This window comes from Pseudoxanthomonas winnipegensis (assembly GCF_030322905.1).
Taxonomy (GTDB): domain Bacteria; phylum Pseudomonadota; class Gammaproteobacteria; order Xanthomonadales; family Xanthomonadaceae; genus Pseudoxanthomonas_A; species Pseudoxanthomonas_A winnipegensis.
Genome location: NZ_CP095475.1, coordinates 3,192,216 through 3,211,938, shown reverse-complemented (window position 1 = coordinate 3,211,938; position 19,723 = coordinate 3,192,216). Strand labels below are relative to the sequence as shown.

The 19,723-nt window shown below is 69.2% G+C and carries 13 protein-coding genes; 6 read left to right on the top strand and 7 right to left on the bottom strand.

The features are described from left to right. Nucleotides 1-70 precede the first annotated feature (70 nt). The 3 genes from MWN52_RS14170 to MWN52_RS14160 all read left to right on the top strand — a co-directional run bounded on the left by MWN52_RS14170 (nt 71) and on the right by MWN52_RS14160 (nt 3,630). On the top strand, nt 71-1,663 hold the full coding sequence (locus MWN52_RS14170; protein ID WP_286575137.1) for a hypothetical protein: 1,593 nt from the start codon (nt 71-73) through the stop codon (nt 1,661-1,663). 87 nt (nt 1,664-1,750) lie between these two features. Further along, on the top strand, nt 1,751-2,695 hold the full coding sequence (locus tag MWN52_RS14165; protein WP_286575136.1) for an alpha/beta fold hydrolase: 945 nt from the start codon (nt 1,751-1,753) through the stop codon (nt 2,693-2,695). A gap of 104 nt (nt 2,696-2,799) precedes the next feature. Beyond that, nucleotides 2,800-3,630, top strand: coding sequence for a DUF3014 domain-containing protein (locus MWN52_RS14160; RefSeq protein ID WP_286575135.1), 831 nt, complete (start codon nt 2,800-2,802; stop codon nt 3,628-3,630). 29 nt (nt 3,631-3,659) lie between these two features. On the opposite strand, the gene MWN52_RS14155 is transcribed toward MWN52_RS14160, so the two are convergent. The 3 genes from MWN52_RS14155 to MWN52_RS14145 form a co-directional block, all read right to left on the bottom strand. Next, nucleotides 3,660-4,367 carry a glutathione S-transferase gene (locus MWN52_RS14155; protein ID WP_286575134.1) on the bottom strand — a complete coding sequence of 236 codons (708 nt, stop codon included), beginning with the start codon at nt 4,365-4,367 and terminating at the stop codon, nt 3,660-3,662. A 189-nt stretch (nt 4,368-4,556) separates the two neighbouring features. Further along, nucleotides 4,557-5,867 (bottom strand): discoidin domain-containing protein, encoded by a 1,311-nt coding sequence (locus MWN52_RS14150; RefSeq protein WP_286575133.1) that lies wholly within the window; start codon nt 5,865-5,867, stop codon nt 4,557-4,559. Between the two features lie 259 nt (nt 5,868-6,126). Beyond that, nucleotides 6,127-6,384, bottom strand: a complete 258-nt coding sequence (locus MWN52_RS14145; RefSeq protein ID WP_286575132.1) for a GIY-YIG nuclease family protein — start codon at nt 6,382-6,384, stop codon at nt 6,127-6,129. 119 nt (nt 6,385-6,503) lie between these two features. On the opposite strand from MWN52_RS14145, the gene clpB reads away from it, so the two are divergent. Next, entirely contained in the window at nt 6,504-9,089 is a 2,586-nt protein-coding gene (gene clpB / locus MWN52_RS14140) for an ATP-dependent chaperone ClpB (RefSeq protein ID WP_286575131.1), read from the top strand. A 196-nt stretch (nt 9,090-9,285) separates the two neighbouring features. Next, the gene (locus tag MWN52_RS14135; protein WP_286575130.1) at nt 9,286-10,386 is read left to right on the top strand and encodes a sterol desaturase family protein; all 1,101 of its coding nucleotides are present in this window, start codon (nt 9,286-9,288) and stop codon (nt 10,384-10,386) included. A 36-nt stretch (nt 10,387-10,422) separates the two neighbouring features. Here the strand turns inward: MWN52_RS14135 and ybaL are convergent, their stop codons facing one another. From ybaL to MWN52_RS14115, 4 genes are all read right to left on the bottom strand, one after another. After that, a complete protein-coding gene (gene ybaL / locus MWN52_RS14130; RefSeq protein WP_286575129.1) occupies nt 10,423-12,150 on the bottom strand; it encodes a YbaL family putative K(+) efflux transporter in 1,728 nt (575 codons plus the stop codon). 326 nt (nt 12,151-12,476) lie between these two features. Then, a complete protein-coding gene (locus MWN52_RS14125) occupies nt 12,477-13,406 on the bottom strand; it encodes a DMT family transporter (RefSeq protein WP_425608040.1) in 930 nt (309 codons plus the stop codon). A 128-nt stretch (nt 13,407-13,534) separates the two neighbouring features. Next, nucleotides 13,535-14,362 (bottom strand): AraC family transcriptional regulator, encoded by an 828-nt coding sequence (locus MWN52_RS14120; protein ID WP_286575127.1) that lies wholly within the window; start codon nt 14,360-14,362, stop codon nt 13,535-13,537. 793 nt (nt 14,363-15,155) lie between these two features. Next, nucleotides 15,156-17,573, bottom strand: a complete 2,418-nt coding sequence (locus tag MWN52_RS14115) for a TonB-dependent receptor (protein WP_286575126.1) — start codon at nt 17,571-17,573, stop codon at nt 15,156-15,158. Between the two features lie 279 nt (nt 17,574-17,852). Between MWN52_RS14115 and MWN52_RS14110 the strand changes: the two genes are divergently transcribed. After that, nucleotides 17,853-19,715, top strand: coding sequence for an ABC-F family ATP-binding cassette domain-containing protein (locus MWN52_RS14110; RefSeq protein ID WP_130517261.1), 1,863 nt, complete (start codon nt 17,853-17,855; stop codon nt 19,713-19,715). The last annotated feature ends 8 nt before the right edge of the window (nt 19,716-19,723 follow it).

Here is a 19,723-nt window from a genome sequence, read left to right as displayed (position 1 = left end):
CATGGCATCGCGCTGTCAGGGGCGCGCGGGCGTCGTACCATCGCGCGGTCCCCACGCTTGGCCCTCCCGCATGTCCTCATCCGCTTCGCCGGCGCCGGTGCGCCCGCGCTGGTTCGTCGCCGGCGATCTCAACGGCTTCTTCGGCCTGGTGGTCGACAACCTGTCGATCCTGGGCTTCATCGCGATGGCGCTGGTGGGGATCTTCCAGTTCCCGGCCGAGGTGGTGTTCGGGCGCATGTTCCCCGGTACCGCCTTCGGCGTGCTGGTCGGCAACCTGGCCTATACGGTGATGGCGCGCCGGCTGGCGCAGCGCACCGGGCGCGAGGATGTGACCGCCATGCCGCTGGGTCTGGATGCGCCGACCAGCATCGGCATGGCGCTGCTGGTGCTGGGCCCGGCCTTCGTCGGCTTCAAGAGCGGTGGCATGGCGCCGGACGCCGCGGCGATCGCCACCTGGCAGCTGGGCATGGGCGCACTGGTGGTGATGGGGCTGTTCAAGCTGGTGCTGTCCTTCTTCGGCGAGGCGGTCACGCGCGCGCTGCCGCGCGCGGCGCTGCTGGGCTCGATCGCCGGCATCGCGCTGGTGCTGATGGGCCTGCTGCCGCTGCTGGAGACGCTCAAGTCGCCCGTGGTCGGCCTGCTCACCCTCGGTCTGCTGCTGTACGTGCTGATCGCCAAGGGGCGGCTGCCGATCCGCCTGCCTGGCGTGCTGGTGGCCTTCGTCGTCGGCACGGTGCTGTATTACGCGCTCGGCCTGGCGGGGCTGGGGGCGCCGGGCTTCCAGCTGCCGGCGCTGGTGGCGCCGCACATCGCGCTGCCGTGGCCGTCGCTGGGCTTCGTGCAGGGGCTCTCCTACGCGGTGCCGTATCTGCCGCTGCTGCTGCCGTTCGGCCTGTTGATGGTGGTCGGCGGCATCAACGTGTCCGAGAGCGCGCGCGCGGCGGGCGACGACTACCGCACCCGCGACATCCTGCTGGTCGAGGCCGTCGCCACGCTGGTGGCGGGCGTGTGCGGCGGCGTGGCGCAGACCACGCCCTACATCGGCCAGCCGGCCTACAAGCACATGGGCGCGCGCAGCGGCTACACGCTGCTCACCGGCTTGTTCATCGGCATCGGCGGCATGCTGGGCATCGTCTCGATGCTGGTGCAGTGGCTGCCGCTGGCGGTGCTCTCGCCGATCATCGTCTACGTGGCCATCGACATCACCACCCAGGCCTTCCAGGCCACGCCGCAGCGGCATGCCGGCGCGATGGTGCTGGGCTTCCTGCCGTCGGTGGCCTATCTGCTGCTGATCAAGGCGCATGGCTGGATCGCGCCGGAGGCCTTCGCCGCGATGGCCAGCACGCTCGATGGCCACGGCCTGCCGGAGATGGCGGTGATCGCGGTGCTGGGCAACGGCTTCATCATCACCGCGATGCTGTGGACCGGCGCGGTGGTGGCGATGATCGACGGCGTGCTGCGGCGCGCGGCGGCGTTCTGGCTGGTGGCGGCGCTGTTCACGCTGTTCGGCGTGATCCACTCGGTGATTCCCAGCGGCGGCATCTATGTGCCCTGGAAGCTCGAGGGCCTGGCCGCGACGATCTGCTGGCAGTTCACCGGCGCCTACCTGGCGCTGGCGGCGTTGATGGGCGTGCTGGCGCTGCAGCGGCGTCCGGCGCCCTGAAGGGAAGGGCGCGGCGGCGGGGCCCCTTGACGGGCGTTTGCGGCGCCTTCGACCATCGCCGCTTCTCCCCCGTGCGATGAGCTCCCGATGACGCCCGCCTCCCTGATGGTCCGTTGCCTGCGGCGTGTGACCCTGCTGGCCCTGCTATACCTGGTCACCGCCGCGACCGCGCAGGCCGCGCCGCCGGATTCCGCGCCGTGGTGGACCGGCCTGCCGCCGATGAAGCACACCACGGTCTACGGCCAGACCCTCCGCTACTACGACGTGGGCAGCGGCCCGACCCTGGTACTGCTGCACGGCCTGGGCAGCAACGCCGGCTTCGACTGGGGCGCGGTGATCCCCGAACTGGCCAAACACTACCGCGTGCTGGCGCCGGATCAGCTCGGCTTCGGCCAGTCCGCCAAGCCGTCGATCGCCTATGGCGTGACCACCTGGGTGGACATGCTGGGCGGGTTCCTGCGCGACCGCGACGTGCAGGAGTTCTCCCTGGCCGGCGAGTCGCTCGGCGGCTGGATCGCCGGCCTCTACACCGTGCGCGCCAGCCAGGCCGGCCTGCCCATGCCCACGCGCCTGATCCTGGTCGACGCCGGTGGCCATCCCTCGATGAAGCCCATCCCCGGCAAGTCCGGCGGCCCGGCCTCGTGGCCGCCGCTGTCCATCGCCGGCACGCGCGAGGGCCTGGCGCGGTTCGTTTTCCACGACCCGAACAAGGTCACGGCGCAGATTGCCGAACAGGCCTTCGCCATGCGCCTGGCCGAGGGCAGCCAGTACACCCAGGACAGCTTCCGCCAGGGCCTGGGCGCCGATGCCAGCGTGTTCCTCGACCAGGCCGCGCTGGCGCGGCTCGACCTGCCGGTGCTGGTGGTCTGGGGCGCGCAGGATCGGCTGGTGCCCCCGGCCAACGGCAAGGACTTCGCCGCGTGGATCCCGCATGCGCGCCTGGTGACGATCGATCAGGCCGGCCACGCGCCGGCGGTCGAACAGCCGCAGCGCTTCCTCGAAGCGGCCCTGCCGTTCCTGCAAGGGCGCTGAGCGCCGCGCCGCTGACGTCGTGCCGCCAGCCGCGCGGCGCGGGAACCGATCCGGCATGACGCGGTCCCACCTGCGTTCGATCGCAATCGCAGGTGGTGTTCCCGATGTCCTCGCAACCTTCTTCCAACCCCCGCTGGCCCTGGGCTCTCGTCGTCGTCCTGGTCGCGGCCGCCGGCTGGTGGCTGTTCGGTCAGCGCAATGCGCCGCAGCCCCCGTCAAACACGCAGGCTGCCACCGCAGAGCAGTCGCAGGCGCCTGCCGCCTCGACGCCGCCCGCCGGATCCCAGCCCCAGGCCGCCCCGGCCATCCAGCATCCGGTGCCCGGCGATGCGGCCGATGCCGCACTGCCGGCGCTGGCCGCCAGCGACGATGCGGCCTGGCAGGCCTTGTCCGGCGCGTTCGGCAACGACGCGGCGGTCGGCATCGTGCTGCGCGAGCATCTGATCCAGCGCCTGGTGGTGATGATCGACAACCTCACCCAGCCCAGCCTCACGCGCAATGCGCTGGCGGTGAAGCCGGTCGAAGGCACGCTGCAGGTCAGGGAAGGCGAGACGGCGATGGAGATCGATCCGGCCAATGCGCAGCGCTATGCGCCGCATGTCGCGGCCTTCACCCATGCCGACCCCGCCACGCTGGTGCAGGCGTATCGGCGCTTCTATCCGCTGTTCCAGCAGGCCTACCTGGAACTGGGCAAACCCAATGCCTACTTCAACGACCGCCTAGTGGAGGTGATCGACCATCTGCTGCAGGCGCCGGATCCCAGCGGGCCGCTGAGCGTCGAACCCGACGGCAAGGGCCGCCTGCGCTTCACCGATCCGGCGCTGGAGCGTCTGTCGGTGGGGCAGAAGGCGCTGGTGCGTCTGGGCCCGCAGCAGGAGGCCGCGGTGAAGCAACAGCTGCGCGCCATCCGCACCGCGCTGACGCGCATGGACTAGGTCTGCCCGAAAACGAAGGGCAGGGCGCCTCAGGCCGCGTCCAGCTCCGGGTAGTGGCGGAAGATGCCGTTGGTGTTGAACGGCAGCCGCCGCTCCGAGGCCAGATAGGCCGCGATGCGCGGGCGCTGCGCCACGCGCTCCTGCAGGCCGTGCAGCAGCGGCAGCTCCGGCGCCAGCGCGGCCATGCGCCGCGGGAACATGTACTGCAGCCCGCTCATCAGCTGGAACAGCGACAGGTCGACGTAGGAATGCTGGCGCAGCGCATGCCGGCCATCGGCCTGCGCGAGCACCTGTTCGAAGTAGCCCAGGAACTTGGGTAGGCGCTGCGCGCGCAGGTCCGCGGCGCGCCGCTGCGCCTCGGCCTGCTGGTCCTGGTAGTACAGCGAGGAGGCGATGGGGTGGTGGGTGTCGTGCACCTCGGCGACCAGGTCGGCGATGGTCAGCTGCAGCTGCAGGGCCTGCAGGCGGCGCGACTCGGCCTCCGGGACCAGCTCCAGCGTCGGGCCCAGGTAATGCAGGATCGCGCTCACCTGGGCCAGCACCAGGCGCCCGGCCTTGAGGAAGGGCGGCGCGAACGGCCGCGCGCCATCCTGCTGGCCGGACAGGAACGGCTCCATCACCGCATCGCCCTGTTCGCGGACCACGTCGGTGTAGTCGGCGCCGGCATCTTCCAGCGCCAGCCGCACGAACTCGCCGCGCCCCTGAATGCCGCTCCAGTAGTACAGCTCGTAATGCATCGCGCGCTCCGCCTCCGGGGGAACGCGTCAGGCTAGTCGAGCCGTGGCGAGGGAGGCGTGATGCGCGCCCGGTGTGTCGCGATGCGCGGTTCTCAAAGTGTTGAACGACTGCCGCCGATCGTCGGCGTGCGCCGCTTGTCCCGCACACCAGCGCCCGGCCAATCGCCGGGCGCCGGCGTCGCCGCTGTCTCAGTAGACCTCCAGCTCGTAGATGCGCGTGGCCGGGTCGCCGTTCTGCGTCGGCGTGTTGATCTTGAGCTGCACGTAGCGCGCCGTGACCGGATTGATGTCGTGCGTGCTGACGTTGGCGGTGTTGCTGCTGGCGCTGGCCACGGTGGACCAGGTGCTGGCGTCGGAGGACACCTGCAGCGTGTAGGCGCGGGTGTTCAACGCGCTGTTCTCGCCGCCGGCGCCGGCGTGTCGCACGATCACGCGCTTGACGCTCTTGGCGCTGCCAAGGTCGACCCGCAGCCACGCGCCGCTGACCAGGGAGCAGAACTTGTCGCTGGTGCCGCCCGAGACGCTGCCGTTGACCGCCTTGGCCGGCGTCTCGTTGGCGTTGCAGGCGCTACTTCCGGTCGCGGTCTTGGCATAGGCCAGGTTCGGCGAGGCGGTGCCGGTGCTCACCGCCTGATTGATGGCGCCCGCATAGTCGGCCGCGGTGCCCTGCGCGGCGCAGGCCTGGATATCGTCGTAGAGCCAGATGAAGCCGCCGGCGATGCCGGCCGAGGACTTCCAGGCGCTCATGCGACTGTTGACGCTGGCCGGGCTGTCGCCGCTGGCGCAGTTGTTGCCGTGTCGGCTCCACAGGCCCGGATCGACGGTGATGCCCAGGCTGTCGGACCAGGACTTGGGATCGTTGCCGGCGCCGCCGTCGTAGACCTGCAGATAGACCCCGTCGACCCGATCGCCCAGGTTGGCCTTGAGCGTCTTCCAGAACGTCACCTGCGTATACGGCGCGAAGGTGATCGCCAGGCCCAGGCTGTCGTAGAGCATCTTGCCGAAGGCGGTGGCCGAGGCCAGGTCGTAGGCCGACTCGTCGTCGAAGTTGACGGCGTTGGCGCCGGTGGCGTTCTTCAGCGCCTGGAAGTTGCGGTACAGGATGCTGTCCGACCCGGTGCCCTGGCTGTTGATCAGCGCTTTGATGTTCTCGAAATCGGTGGCGCCCGCCGAGCCGACGGACAGCTCGATGCGGGTCACCGAGGTCGGCGCGGTCTTGAGGCGGGTCAGGCGGCTGGGCCAGCCGCTGTCGCCCACGTAGCTGCCGTTGGACACGATCAGCTTGTCGTTGAGGTACAGGTCGCCGTTGGACTGGACGTGCACGCTCCAGAGCATGACGGTGGTGAAGCCCGAGGCGCGCAGGTCGTCGATGACGCTGGTGCCGCCGGAGTAGAACGGGCCGCCGCCGTAGATGGCGGAGTCGGCACGGGCCTGGCCGGGGAACAGCGGGGCGAGCGCAGCGAGCAGCAGGCAGAGCGAGAGACGGGTCGTGCGGTGCATGGTCCAGCTCCTGGTTGACGAAGGCGGGGGACGCCGACGCTCGGCAGGGCGGTGGGTGCCGTCAATTCGCGGAAAACGGTTGCGGCCCGCCGCCTGCGTCGATGTGTGACCTACAACGCAGTTGGGCGCGCCTGCGACGCCCTGGAAAAGTCGGAGATTAGATCGATCCAAAGGCTGTTATTGCGCCGCAGCAGCGGTTTTGCGCGAAGGCATGCGCCGATCGCCGGCCTGCCGTGCGCTTGCGTGTCATGACGCGGGGCTAGGCTTCCGTCAGCCAGGCCTGCTTGCGGGCGCGCGGCAGCTGCTTGACCTGCCATTCGGCGCGCGCGGCGCTGGCGCGGTCGGGGTAGGCGCGGCTGGCAAGGGTGCGCAGCGGCGGATGGGCGCGGGTGTAGCGCGCGCCGCGGCCCTGCTGATGGGCGGCGAAGCGCGCGGCCACATCGGTGGTGATGCCGCAGTAGTAGCTGCCGTTGCGGCATTCGAGCAGGTAGACGAACCAGGGCGCGGGCGCAGGCATCGGCGGGAATTATGCAGCGCCTGAGCGCTGCGTCTCACTCCCCCTTGAAACACGCTGGCTGAACGCCATGTGGAAGACATTGCCGGTATCGCCGGCCCCCTTTCTTCGAGGATGTTCCCATGCGAATGGACAAGCTGACTTCGCGCTTTCAGCAGGCACTGGCGGATGCGCAGTCGCTGGCCGTCGGCCGCGACAACAACTTCATCGAGCCGGTGCACCTGATGGTGGCGCTGATCGACCAGACCGGCGGCAGCACCAAGGCCCTGCTGCAGCAGGCCGGCGTCAACGTGCCGCTGCTGCGCGAGCGGCTGGGCGAGGCGCTCGACGCGCTGCCCAAGGTCACCGGGCAAGCCGGCAACCTGTCGGTCGGTAACGACCTGAACCGCCTGTTGAACGTCACCGACAAGCTCGCCCAGCAGCATGGCGATGCCTTCATCGCCAGCGAGTGGTTCGTCCTGGCCGCGGTCGAGGACAGCGGCCCGCTCGGCCTGATGCTGCGCAACGCCGGCGCCGACAAGGCGCGGATCAGCGCGGCCATCGACAAGATCCGCGGCGGGGAGAGCGTGCAGAGCGAGAACGCCGAGGACCAGCGCCAGGCGCTGGAGAAGTACACCATCGACCTGACCGCGCGCGCCGAGGCCGGCAAGCTGGATCCGGTGATCGGCCGCGACGAGGAAGTGCGCCGCACCATCCAGGTCCTGCAGCGCCGCACCAAGAACAATCCGGTGCTGATCGGCGAGCCCGGCGTGGGCAAGACCGCCATCGTCGAGGGCCTGGCCCAGCGCATCGTGAACGGCGAGGTGCCCGAGAACCTGCGCAACAAGCGCGTGCTGAGCCTGGACATGGGCGCGCTGATCGCCGGCGCCAAGTTCCGCGGCGAGTTCGAGGAGCGCCTGAAGGGCGTGCTCAACGACCTGGCCAAGAGCGAAGGCCAGATCATCCTGTTCATCGATGAGCTGCACACCATGGTCGGCGCCGGCAAGGCCGACGGCGCGATGGACGCGGGCAACATGCTCAAGCCGGCGCTGGCGCGCGGCGAGCTGCACTGCATCGGCGCCACCACGCTGGACGAGTACCGCAAGTACATCGAGAAGGACGCCGCGCTGGAGCGCCGCTTCCAGAAGGTCTACGTGGGCGAGCCCAGCGTCGAGGACACCATCGCCATCCTGCGCGGGCTCAAGGAGCGCTACGCGCTGCACCACGGCGTGGAGATCACCGACCCGGCCATCGTCGCGGCCGCCACGCTCTCGCACCGCTACATCACCGACCGCCAGCTGCCCGACAAGGCCATCGACCTGATGGACGAGGCGGCCAGCCGCATCCGCATGGAGATCGACTCCAAGCCGGAGGAGCTGGACCGCATGGAGCGCCGGTTGATCCAGCTCAAGATCCAGCGCGAGATGCTCAAGAAGGAGAAGGACGAGGCCTCGCGCAAGCGACTGGCCGATCTGGAGAGCGACATCGAGGCGCTGGAGCGCGAGTTCTCCGATCTGGAAGAGATCTGGAAGTCGGAGAAGGCTGCGCTGCAGGGCACGACCAAGATCAAGGAGCAGATCGAACAGGCCAAGCTGGACCTGGAAGCCGCCCAGCGCCGCCAGGACTACGCCAAGATGAGCGAGATCCAGTACGGCGTACTGCCGCAGCTGGAGAAGCAGCTGGCCGCCGCCGCCGAGGCCGAGCACACCGAGTTCAAGCTGGTGCAGGACCGCGTCACCGCCGAGGAGATCGCCGAGGTGGTCAGCCGCTGGACCGGCATTCCGGTCAACCGCATGCTCGAGGGCGAGCGCGAGAAGCTGCTGCGCATGGAGGACGTGCTGCACCAGCGCGTGGTCGGCCAGGAAGAGGCCATCCGCGTGGTGTCCGACGCGGTGCGCCGCTCGCGCGCCGGCCTGGCCGATCCGGACAAGCCTAGCGGCTCGTTCCTGTTCCTGGGTCCGACCGGCGTGGGCAAGACCGAGCTGTGCAAGGCGCTGGCCGAGTTCCTGTTCGACAGCTCCGATGCCATGGTGCGCATCGACATGAGCGAGTTCATGGAGAAGCACGCGGTGGCGCGGCTGGTCGGCGCGCCTCCGGGCTACGTGGGCTATGAGGAAGGCGGCTACCTGACCGAGGCCGTGCGCCGCCGGCCGTACTCGCTGATCCTGCTGGACGAGGTCGAGAAGGCCCATCCGGACGTGTTCAACATCCTGCTGCAGGTGCTCGACGACGGCCGCCTGACCGACGGTCAGGGCCGCACCGTGGACTTCCGCAACACCGTCATCGTGATGACCTCCAACCTGGGCTCGCACCAGATCCAGGAGCTGTCCGGCGACGACTCGCCCGAGGCCTATACGCAGATGAAGGCGGCGGTGATGGGCGTGGTGCAGGCGCACTTCCGCCCTGAGTTCATCAACCGGCTGGACGACATCGTCGTGTTCCACCCGCTGGACAAGGCGCAGATCAAGCAGATCGCGCGCATCCAGATGAGCGGGCTGGAGAAGCGCCTGGCCGAGCGCGGGCTGAAGCTGGAGGTGTCGGACAAGGCCTTCGAGCTGCTCGGCAACGTCGGCTTCGACCCGGTCTACGGCGCGCGTCCGCTGCGTCGCGCGATCCAGGCGCAGCTGGAGAACCCGCTGGCGCAAAAGATCCTGGCCGGCGAATTCGTCAGCGGCGACACCATTCAGGTCGATGCGCAGGGCGGGCAGCTGGTCTTCAGCAAGGCGTGATCGAGGGGGCGGGATTGGGGATTCGGGATTGGGGATTCGCAGAAGCGGTCCCTCTATCCCGGCCTCGCCCGCTCTGACCAATCACCAATCCCGAATCCCCAATCCCCGACGGCAACAGCCGTCGAGGACAGCTTGGCGAAAGCCAGCGGCGTGATGCTGTGGGGGCCGGCCTCGTGCCCCTCTTCGCCGTCTTCGCATGTCTGGTTTCGCCCTGGTGTCGTCTGTCGCCCATGCCTGGTCCACGCTGGTCGATCTGCTGGCCCGCGAGGCCGTGGCGCCGCTGCTGTCCGCGCTGCACCTGACCGGGCTCAGCGACGATCCGCGCGACATCGCCGCCTCGCTGCTGATCGCAGCGCTGCAGCTGGCGATCATCGGCCTGGTCTTCCGTCCGCTGGAGAGCCTCTGGCCGGCCGAGCGCTGGGAAGATCGGCGGCTGGCGCGGATCGACTTCCACTACACCTGGGTGATGCTGGTCGGGGTCTTCCCGCTGTTCTCGTTCCTGGTGCTGACGCCGCTGGCCAACCTTGCCGGCGGCGGTGCCGATGCCGGCTCCGCCGGGCACGGCCTGCGCGACGCGTGGCCCTGGCTGGACCGCCATCCTGCGGTGCTGTTCGTCGCCTACTACGTGGTCTACGACTTCACCTACTACTGGATGCACCGCGTGCAGCACTGGATGCCGTGGTGGTGGGCGATGCATTCGATGCACCACAGCCAGCGCCAGCTCAGCTGCTGGGCCAACGATCGCAGCCATTACCTGGACGGGGCGCTGCAGTCCTTCGTGCTGGCCGGGGTGGGCGTGGCCTTCGGCATCCGCGCCGACGAGTTCGCCTGGATGATGCTGCTGGGCGAGCTGGTGCAGAACTTCTCCCACGCCAACGTGCGCATCGGCTTCGGCCCGGTGCTGGGCAGGGTGCTGGTGGATCCCACCTTCCATCGCCTGCACCACATGGTCGTCGATCCGCAGCGGCCCAACCTGCACAACTGCAACTTCGGCCAGGTGCTGGCGGTGTGGGATGTGCTGTTCGGCACCGCGCTCTACGGCGAGCCGGTGCGGCCTACCGGCGTGGCCGACCCGATGGTCGACCGCGACAACGAGCTGGGCCTGGTGGCGATGCAGTGGGAGACGCTCAAGCGCTTCTGGGGCGCGGTGCGCTGCCGCGCCGGCTGGACGCCGGGGGATGTGGCCTTCGATGCGCACTATCGGCCGGTGCCGGTGCAGCACGAGGCGCATGCGCCGGTGCCGGCACACGGTGCGCAGGGCGTGCCGGCGCCGGAGGGCGAGCGCGTCCGCTGCTGATCCGGCCCGCGGCGCCGGGGCGGGTGTGCGGCCGCCTCAGGCAGACGTTGCGGCCGGCTCGGCAGCGGGCGGGCGGCCCTGGCGGTAGGGCGGCATGGCCATGATCATCTCGGCCAGCGAGAACGCCAGTTCGCGCTCGGCCAGCACGGCGGCATCGGCGCCGTGTTCGAGCAGGTGTTCGACCTCGGCCTCGCTGTGTGCGCGCGCCAGCACGGTCAGCTCGGGATTGAGCGCGCGCAGCTTGGCGATGGCCTCGCCGGCCTCCAGCGGCTGCGGGATGGCCAGCACCGCGATGCGCGCCTTGTCCGGCTGGGCCTCGGCCAGCACCGCATCGGCCGCCGCGCTGCCGCGGATGGCGGCAATGCCGGCCGCGTGCGCCTTGTCGACGTTGTCGCGGCTGTCGTCGATCACCACCACCGGCACGCCGCGCTCGTGCAGCACGTGCACCAGGTTGCTGCCGACCCGGCCGTAGCCGATCACGATGGCGTGCTCGCCTGCGCGCAGCGGCGGGCCGGGCAGGGGCTCGGGCTCGACCGCCGGGATGCCGGGGGCATCCTGCGGATGGCGCCGCAGCCAGCGGTCCAGCGCGGTGAACAGGAAGGGGTTTGCCACGATCGAGAGCAGTGCGCCGGCCAGGATCAGGTCGTGCCCCTCCTGCGGCAGGATCTTCAGGGCCAGGCCCAGGCCGGCCAGGATGAAGGAGAACTCGCCGATCTGCGCCAGGCTGGCCGAGATGGTGAGCGCCGTGCCCTTGGGATAGCCGAAGCTGCGCACGATGGCATAGGCCGCCAGCGACTTGCCGACCACGATGATCAGGAAGGTGGCCAGCACCTGCAGCGGGTACTTCACCACGATGGTCGGGTCGAACAGCATGCCGACCGAGACGAAGAACAGCACCGCGAACGCATCGCGCAGCGGCAGCGAATCGTTGGCCGCCTTGTGGCTTAGCTCGGACTCGTTGAGCAGCATGCCGGCGAAGAACGCGCCCAGGGCGAAGCTCACCCCGAACAGCTTGGCCGAGCCGAAGGCCACGCCCAGCGCGATCGCCAGCACCGACAGGGTGAACAGCTCGCGCGAGCCGGTCGCCGCGACGCGCTCCAGCGTCCAGGGGATCACCCGACGCCCGACCAGCAGCATCACCGCCACGAACGCGGCCACCTGCAGCAGCGTGGCGCCCATCGCCTTGGCGATCTCCATCCACGCCCCGCCGCCGGCCCGGGCGCCGGCCTCGCCTTCGCCCAGCGCGCCGGCTAGCGCCGGCAGCAGCACCAGCGCCAGGACCATGGCCAGGTCCTCCACGATCAGCCAGCCCACCGCGATGCGGCCGCGGCTGGTGTCGAGCATGCGCCGCTCCTCCATCGCCCGCAGCAGCACCACGGTACTGGCCACCGACAGCGCCAGGCCGAAGACGAAGCCCTGCATCGGGTTCCAGCCCATCCACCAGGCCAGGCCGAAGCCCAGCAGCGTGGCCACGGTGATCTGCACGACCGCGCCGGGGATGGCGATCTTCTTGACCGACATCAGGTCTTCGAGCGAGAAGTGCAGGCCCACGCCAAACATCAGCAGCATCACACCCAGCTCGGACAGCTGCGTGGCCAGGTCCTGGTCGGCAACGAAGCCGGGGGTGAACGGCCCGACGATCATGCCGGCCACCAGATAGCCCACCAGCGGCGAGAGCTTGAGCTTGTTGGCCAGCGCGCCCAACACGAAGGCCACGGCCAGGCCGACGGCGATGATGTCGATCAGGCTGGTGTCGTGATGCATGGGCGTCCTTGGTGTTGCGAGCCGTCGAGTTTGGCTCAGCATGAACAGGCTGCGCAAATCGAAAATGACCGAACGGTTCATGCGGCCTATCGATCATGACCGAACCGACAGCTGCGATGCCCCGACCTTACGCCCATCGCCGTTCGCTTCATGCCGATGCGACCTTGTGGTGGCTGCGCGCCCCGCTCGGCCTCACCCGCCCCCAACCACCGTCATGCCCGCGAACGCGGGAAGTGCCTTTCGGCAGACGCATGTCTGACTATCCGTGGACTTCGGCGGTCGCGTGCGAAACACCGAGGCGGCGACACCTGCCACCGCACAGCCCGCTAGAGATGCACTTCGGGCCGGATACGCACGGCCACCAGCACGCCCGCGATCAGCAGCCCGACCCCGAGCAGCATCACGCCGCCGGGCCAGGTGCCGCGCAGCAGGAAGGCGTAGAGCAGGGCGGCCAGGGTCTCGAACACGATGAGCTGGCCCACCAGCGCGGTGGGCAGGCGTTGGCTGGCGGCATTCCAGCACAGCGTGCCGGCCCAGGAAGACAGCAGCCCGATGGCGCCCATGAGGCCGACGAAGGCCCAGGGGCGCGGACCCAGCGGCGCCACATCCACCGTCGCGCTCGCCGTTGCGTAGCGCCAGGCCAGATAGGCCGCATAGCCGAGCAGGGCGATCGGCAGGGTCGCCAGGCCCTGGGCCGTGGCCCAGGCGCGCGCCTTGCGGTTCGGATGGGCGCGCATCCAGTCGCCGTTGCGCAGGGGATACCAGGTCCAGCAGGCGACGGCGCCCACCGCGAGGATCGCGCCCCACAGGTAGCGGCTGCGCTGGGCCTGGGAGGCGTGGGCGAGTGCGGCCATCTCGACCTGGTTGACGCAGGCGATGCCGGCCAGGATCACCAACAGGGCGGGGGCGAGGCGGGGCCAGGGCAGACGCCCGTCGCGGGCGTGGTTGCGCAGGTTGGCGGCGATGGCGATGACCACGGGCAGGGTGCCGATGATCATGGTCGGCAAGGGCGCGCCGGCGCGCTGGATGGCGCTGGAAAGACACAGGTAGTACAGGAAGTTGCCGACCACCGAGAGCTTGAGCGCTTCGGTCCAGTCGGCGCGCGTGAGTCGCCGCAGTTCGGCGCGGTCCCACCAGGCCAGCGGCAGCGTGATCAGGCCGAACGCCAGGTAGCGGCCCAGGGTGTGGAGGATGGGCGGGTACTCGGGCAGCAGCAGCGGCCCGACGAAGACCAGGCCCCACATCAAGCCTGCCATCAAGGCGAATGCCACGCCTGCGCCCATGGTCGGTGTTCCCCTGCGATGCCGTCACGTCAGGGCGCAGGGTGGCGCGTGGGCGCGGCCGCCGTCTTGTACCAGCTTGCGCTTGCGGTCGTGTCGGAGGCTCAGCGGATCTGGCGTTGATAGCGCGCCGGGGTGACGCCGTAGCGGCGTGCGAAGGCGCGGGTCAGGTGGGCCTGGTCGGTCAGGCCGGTGGCCGCGGCGACATCGGCCGGGCGCATGCCCCGGGCCAGCAGGCGCTTGGCTTCGGCCAGGCGCAAGGCCATCAGCATCTGGTGGGGAGTGAGGTGGTATTGCGCCTTGAACTTGCGCAGGAAGTGGAAGGGGCTCAGGTTCGCCACGGCGGCCAGGTCGGCCAGTGCCAGCGGCTCGTGCAGCGCGGCGCGCATGGCGTCGATGACGGGCGCCAGGCGTGCGGGGGCGCCATCGCGGAGCTCACGCATGGCGGTCCGCGCCAGGGGGCGCAGGCAGGCGATGAAGTCCAGCAGCAGGCCATCGGCCTGCAGGGCATCGCTGCATTGCCACAGGTGCTGGTGCAGGGAGGTCAGGCGCTGCGCGAGTTCGGGATGGCGCGATTCCACCACGTCGCCGAACCACCAGTGCGCTTCGCCGCTGAGCGCGCTGACCAGGGCCGGATCCAGATACAGCATGCGGTAGCGCCAGCCGCCTGCGGTTTCCGCGCGGCCGGTATGCGGTACGTCGGGGTGCATCAGGACGAGAGACTGTGGGGTGGCGAGGTGGTCGGCGCCGCGATAGCGGAACCGTTCGACGCCGGTTTCGATGATGCCCAGTCCGTACGCCTGGTGCGTGTGCGGTTCGAAGGCGTGCTGCACGATGCTTGCGCGGTAGAGCTCGGCGCCCGGCCGGCCCGCCACGTTCCGAAACTCGGCGTGGTCCTCGGAAGCGGTCAGGGGCTCTGGCAGGTGGGGCATGCCGAGAGTCTAAGAGCGATGCGTGCCCTGGTGGTGGCGCTTGAGTCAGGGAGATTGACCAATCTGCTGCTCGCAGCGTCATCAGCGTTAGGAGCGCAGTGCCGCAACGTTCCGGTCCTCTCGTTCCACGTGCCGGGTGTTTTCTAGTTTCGTCGAAGAACAAAAAGCGTTCTTTGCCTGATCGGGGTATGGCGGCGCGTGGTTGTTGTTCGGCTTCGGGTGGGCAGCGGTCCGGCGGGCGGTGTCCGCTTATCCCTCGGTCAGGGCATCCTGCCCTGACTCGGGCGCTCGGCGTCCTGCCTCGCTAGTCGCGGCCACCGCCCGCCGAACCGCTGCCTCGCGCGTCATGCAGTGGGGCTTCGGTTCAAAAGAAGTCTTGCTAACCCGACCCAGAGCCTCGGCCAGGTGTGCAGAGCCTGATCATTAAGGTTCGCGACAGCGCATGGGCGCTACGTGTCCTTGCAGCATGCCCGACGGCAGATGCGTTGTCGGACTCCAATGTGGGAGCCGCCATGGCGGCGATGAGGCTCTACCGGGCATGCCTGAGCAGCGATGAAGCTTTGCAGGGAAAGCCCCATCGCCGCCATGGCGGCTCCCACCAGGCATGGTGCGGAGGCTCAATTCTCTCCTGTCCCAGGCTGAGCCTGGGAGAGTTGGCGAGTCGAGGAGTCTTGCCCTACCGGATCGAGGCTGGTGGCCGAAGTGCGCTCACCAACCCTGTGTCTGGGCGCAAGAAAAAAGCCCCGGCCAGATCGGCCGGGGCTTTGGGTTCACGCGATGACGCTGGTGCGGTTTACCAGGTGTAGGCGATGCGGCCGTACACGTAGGCGCCGTTGAAGCCGAACGGCGAGTAGTTGCTGTACGGGAACACGCCGCTGGTGGAGTTGGCGTAGGTGTTTTCCTGCGGATAGGTGTCCAGCACGTTGTCCGCGCCCACCGTCAGCGTCCACTGCGAGGTCGGCTTGTAGCTGGCGTTGACGTCGACCAGCCACTTGGCGTCGAAGGTCTGGTCGTTGGCCGGCGTGGTCGAGTTGCGCACGGTGACGCTGCCATAGCGCGTGCCGGTCAGGCCCACGCTCCAGTGGTCGCTATGCCAGGTGCCGCCGACGATCGCCTTGCTCTTGGGGAAGCTGTCTTCCAGTCGGCCGATCTCGTCGCGCCCGACCAGGCCGGTGGTGATGCCCAGGCCGGTCAGCACGGCCGGCGAGGCGTCCAGGCGGGTCACCTCGGTCTTGCCGTAGCTGTAGCTGGCGGTCAGGTCCAGGCCGCTGGTGGCGAACGGGATCGCATAGGTGCCCACCACGTCCACGCCGCGGGTGCGGGTGTCGGCGGCGTTGGTGAAGTAGCGGAACTGGGTCACCTGGTCCTGGCCCAGGCTGGTCAGCAGCGCGCGCGCGGCCGGGGTGGTGTTGACGTTGGAGGACAGCAGGATGCGGTCGTCGATCTTGATCTGGTAGGCATCGACCGTCAGCGAGAACGCATCGGTCGGCTGCAGCACCAGGCCCACGCTGTAGGAGGTCGAGGTCTCGGCCTTGAGCGGCTTGGCGCCGAGGGCCTGGGCCACAGCGGTGTCGGCCGGGAAGGTGCCGGACTGGAAGAACACGCCGTTGTTGATCGTGCTGGAGATGGCCTGGAAGCTCTGCTGGGCCAGCGACGGGGCGCGGAAGCCGTTGGACGCCGTGGCGCGCAGGGCCACGCGGTCGGTGAAGGCGTAGCGCGCCGACAGCTTGCCGGAGACCTTGCTGCCGAAGTCCGAGTAGTCCTCGTAGCGACCGGTCAGGCCGGCGGAGAACTTGTCGGTGAAGTCGGCTTCCAGCCCGGTGTAGACCGCGTAGCTGTGGCGATCGGCATGCACGGCATTGGCCGGGGTGAAGCCGCCGAAGCCCTGCGCGCCGGAGCTGGAGCCGGCGATGCCCTGGCCCGCGTTGGCGTAGGAGCCGTACTCGCCCGGCGACTGGTTCCACTTCTCACCGCGGTACTCGGCGCCGAAGGACCAGGTCACCGGATAGGCCAGGCCCCAGTCCAGCGCCTGGGTGAAGTCGGCGTTGAAGATGTTCTGGGTGTACTCCAGCGCGCCATCGTAGAAGCTGGTCGGGCTGGCCGCGCCGAGCGTGTAGTTGATGGTGTTGCGGGTGTGGTAGTCGATCTTGTTGTAGCCGTAGTTGTAGCTGACGTCCCAGGTGAAGCCGCCGTCGGTATTGCCCTTGAGCCCGGCGATCAGCGAGCGGTCCTTGGAGTACTGGTTGATCACCGGCACGTAGCCGTCCGGGTAGAACTGCGCCAGCAGCGCGCTCTGGTTGTTGTGGTTCTTCGAGCGGTAGAAGGCGTAGGAATCGATGTCGCGGTTGCTGGCGATCGCCGTGGCGTAGGCGCTGAGGTGGTCGCTGAAGTCGAAGCTGGTGTTGGCCGACACCGCGCCGGCGTTCACGTCCGGGTCGCCGATCACGAAGGCCTTCTGGCCTACCGAGGGGAAGTTGCCGGTGTTGGGCGTGCTGCCAGCGTAGGCGCCGGAGCGGTTGGTCGGATCCTGGTAGCCGACCTGGCCGGCCACGTGCAGCTTGCCGCGACCGTCGGCGAAGCCCATGCCCGCATCGCCGGAGAGCTGGTACTGCTCGCCATCGCCCTTGGCGTACTTGCCGTAGTTCACCGCCAGGCTGCCGCCGCTGCCGGCGCCCTTGAGCACGATGTTGACCACGCCGGCGATGGCGTCCGAACCGTACTGCGCCGAGGCGCCGTCGCGCAGCACTTCCACGCGCTCGATGGCCGCGACCGGAATGCTGTTGAGGTCTACCGCCGAGGAGCCGCGGCCGATGCTGCCGTTGAGGTTGATCGCGGCCGAGCTGTGGTAGCGCTTGCCATTGACCAGCACCAGCACCTGGTCGGGCGAGAGCCCGCGCAGCTGCGCCGGGCGCACGCCGCTGGTGCCGTCCACCAGCGCCGGGCGCGGGAAGTTGAGCGAGGGCAGGGCGCGCGAGAGCGCGGTGGCCAGTTCGGTGGTGCCGGTCGCCTGCAGGGTCTCGGGCGAGATGATGTCGATCGGCGACTGCGATTCGGCCACGGTGCGGTCGGCCACATGCGTACCGGTGACGATCACGGTATCCAGCGTGCTGGCTTTGACGGGCGCCGAAGACGCGGCGTCCTGGGCGAAGGCGGGGGCGGCGGCCAGGGCGAGAGCCACGGCGGCGGCGAGGGGACTGGTCTTGCGGTTCATCTGTGCAACTCCGGTAATAAAGGCTCGCATCGCTGGGGGAGGGCTCGTCACCTGAACAGGGGGCGAGGTCGCGATGCACTTTCGAATTAACGCTTTTCTAACTGATGTGTCAAACCCGGTTTCGGCTGAAATCGCTTTGGCCGTGCGCGCCGCGCGCCGGAAAATCCGCAGTTGCGGCGCCCCGCGCGGGCTCCGAGTCAAGTATTCGTTAACGTTAGAATGGCGTCGCAGGAAGGGTCCTCATCTCCTCATGCCCTTCGGTTATTTCGGAAACCCCCCATGATTTCGTTGCGTAATTTCGCCCTCCGTCGCGGCGAACGCCTGCTGTTGTCCAATGTCGACCTGGCCATGCACGCCGGCTACCGGGTGGGCGTGGTCGGGCGCAACGGCACCGGCAAGTCCAGCCTGTTCGCCGCGGTGAAGGGCGAGCTGGAGGCCGACAAGGGCGATGTCGAGCTGCCCGGCAAGGTGCGCATCGCCAGCGTGGCGCAGGAGACTCCGGCTCTGCCCGATGCGGCGCTGGACTTCGTGCTGGGCGGCGACACCGAAGTGGCCGCCGTGCTCAAGGCCGAGGCCGATGCCATGGCCGCCGAGGACTGGGAAGCGGTGGCCGCCGTGCACATCCGCATGGAGGAAGTCGGCGGCTACGACGCCCAGGCGCGCGCCGGCAAGCTGCTGCACGGCCTGGGCTTTCCGGCCGACACCCACCAGCGCGCGGTCAAGGACTTCTCCGGCGGCTGGCGCGTGCGCCTGAACCTGGCGCGCGCGCTGATGATGCCCAGCGACCTCCTGCTGCTGGACGAACCGACCAACCACCTCGACCTGGACGCGGTGTTCTGGCTGGAGCAGTGGCTGCTGAAGTATCCCGGCACGTTGCTGCTGATCAGCCACGACCGCGAGTTCCTGGACAACGTGGCCACCCACACCCTGCACCTGCATGGCGGCGGCGCCAAGCTCTACGTTGGCGGGTATACCGACTTCGAACGCCAGCGCACCGAGCACCTGCGCCAGCAGCAGATCCAGCACGAGAAGGCCGAGGCCGAGCGCGCGCATCTGCAGAGCTTCATCGACCGCTTCAAGGCGCAGGCCAGCAAGGCCAGCCAGGCGCAGAGCCGCATCAAGCGCCTGGCCAAGATGGCCGGCACCGAGGCGGTGCGTGCCGAGCGCGAGTTCCGCATCGAATTCGCCGCGCCGGCGCGCCTGCCGTATTCGCTGATCCGCCTCAACCATGTCGAGGCCGGCTACGGCGAGGACACGGTGATTCTGCACAAGGTCGGCTTCGGCCTGGAGGCGGGCGACCGCATCGGCCTGCTCGGCCCCAACGGCGCGGGCAAGTCCACCCTGGTCAAGACCCTGGTCGGCGAGCTGGCGCCGGTGCATGGCGAGCGCAGTGCGCACCCGGACCTGTGCATCGGCTACTTCGCCCAGCACACGGTCGAGTCGCTGCACGAGGGGCAGTCGCCCATCGACCATTTTCGCGAGATCTCCCCGGATGCGTCCACCCAGTCGTTCCGCGACTTCCTGGGCAAGTGGAACTTCCCTGGCGATCGCGCCTTCGAGGTGGTCGATGGTTTCTCCGGCGGCGAGCGCGCGCGCCTGGCGCTGGCGCTGATCGCCTGGCAGCAGCCCAACGTGCTGCTGCTCGACGAGCCGACCAACCATCTGGATCTTGAGATGCGCGAGGCGCTGGCCGAAGCGCTCAGCATCTTCGAAGGCGCCATCGTGATGGTCAGCCACGACCGCCATCTGATCGGCCTGGTCTGCGACACCTTCTGGCGCGTGGCCGATGGCGTGGTCGAACCGTTCTCCGGCGACCTGGACGACTACGCCGCCTGGCTGCGCACGCGCCCGGCCGCGCAGGGCACCAAGCAGAAGCTGGCCCAGGCCGCGCCCACGCCACCGCCGCCGACCCCGCCGCTGGTGCAGAAGAAGCCACCGAACCCGCACAAGCTCAAGGCGGCCGAAGACAAGGTGGCGCAGCTGGAGGCGGCCGTGGCCGCGATCGATGCGCAGCTGGCCGACCCGGCCAACGCCGCCGACGGCAGCCGGCTGGCCGCGCTCGGCCGCCAGCGCGAGCAGGCCGCCGGCGACCTGGCCAAGGCCGAGGCGGCCTGGATGGCGCTGTACGACGACGCGGCCTGAGCCGGGGC

Bases quoted from the DNA above. Each gene is read 5' to 3' on its own strand.
- MWN52_RS14170 (WP_286575137.1), top strand. From the start codon at position 71: ATGTCCTCATCCGCTTCGCCGGCGCCGGTGCGCCCGCGCTGGTTCGTC.
- MWN52_RS14165 (WP_286575136.1), top strand. From the start codon at position 1,751: ATGACGCCCGCCTCCCTGATGGTCCGTTGCCTGCGGCGTGTGACCCTG.
- MWN52_RS14160 (WP_286575135.1), top strand. From the start codon at position 2,800: ATGTCCTCGCAACCTTCTTCCAACCCCCGCTGGCCCTGGGCTCTCGTC.
- MWN52_RS14155 (WP_286575134.1), bottom strand. From the start codon at position 4,367: ATGCATTACGAGCTGTACTACTGGAGCGGCATTCAGGGGCGCGGCGAG.
- MWN52_RS14150 (WP_286575133.1), bottom strand. From the start codon at position 5,867: ATGCACCGCACGACCCGTCTCTCGCTCTGCCTGCTGCTCGCTGCGCTC.
- MWN52_RS14145 (WP_286575132.1), bottom strand. From the start codon at position 6,384: ATGCCTGCGCCCGCGCCCTGGTTCGTCTACCTGCTCGAATGCCGCAAC.
- clpB (WP_286575131.1), top strand. From the start codon at position 6,504: ATGCGAATGGACAAGCTGACTTCGCGCTTTCAGCAGGCACTGGCGGAT.
- MWN52_RS14135 (WP_286575130.1), top strand. From the start codon at position 9,286: ATGTCTGGTTTCGCCCTGGTGTCGTCTGTCGCCCATGCCTGGTCCACG.
- ybaL (WP_286575129.1), bottom strand. From the start codon at position 12,150: ATGCATCACGACACCAGCCTGATCGACATCATCGCCGTCGGCCTGGCC.
- MWN52_RS14125 (WP_425608040.1), bottom strand. From the start codon at position 13,406: ATGGCAGGCTTGATGTGGGGCCTGGTCTTCGTCGGGCCGCTGCTGCTG.
- MWN52_RS14120 (WP_286575127.1), bottom strand. From the start codon at position 14,362: ATGCCCCACCTGCCAGAGCCCCTGACCGCTTCCGAGGACCACGCCGAG.
- MWN52_RS14115 (WP_286575126.1), bottom strand. From the start codon at position 17,573: ATGAACCGCAAGACCAGTCCCCTCGCCGCCGCCGTGGCTCTCGCCCTG.
- MWN52_RS14110 (WP_130517261.1), top strand. From the start codon at position 17,853: ATGATTTCGTTGCGTAATTTCGCCCTCCGTCGCGGCGAACGCCTGCTG.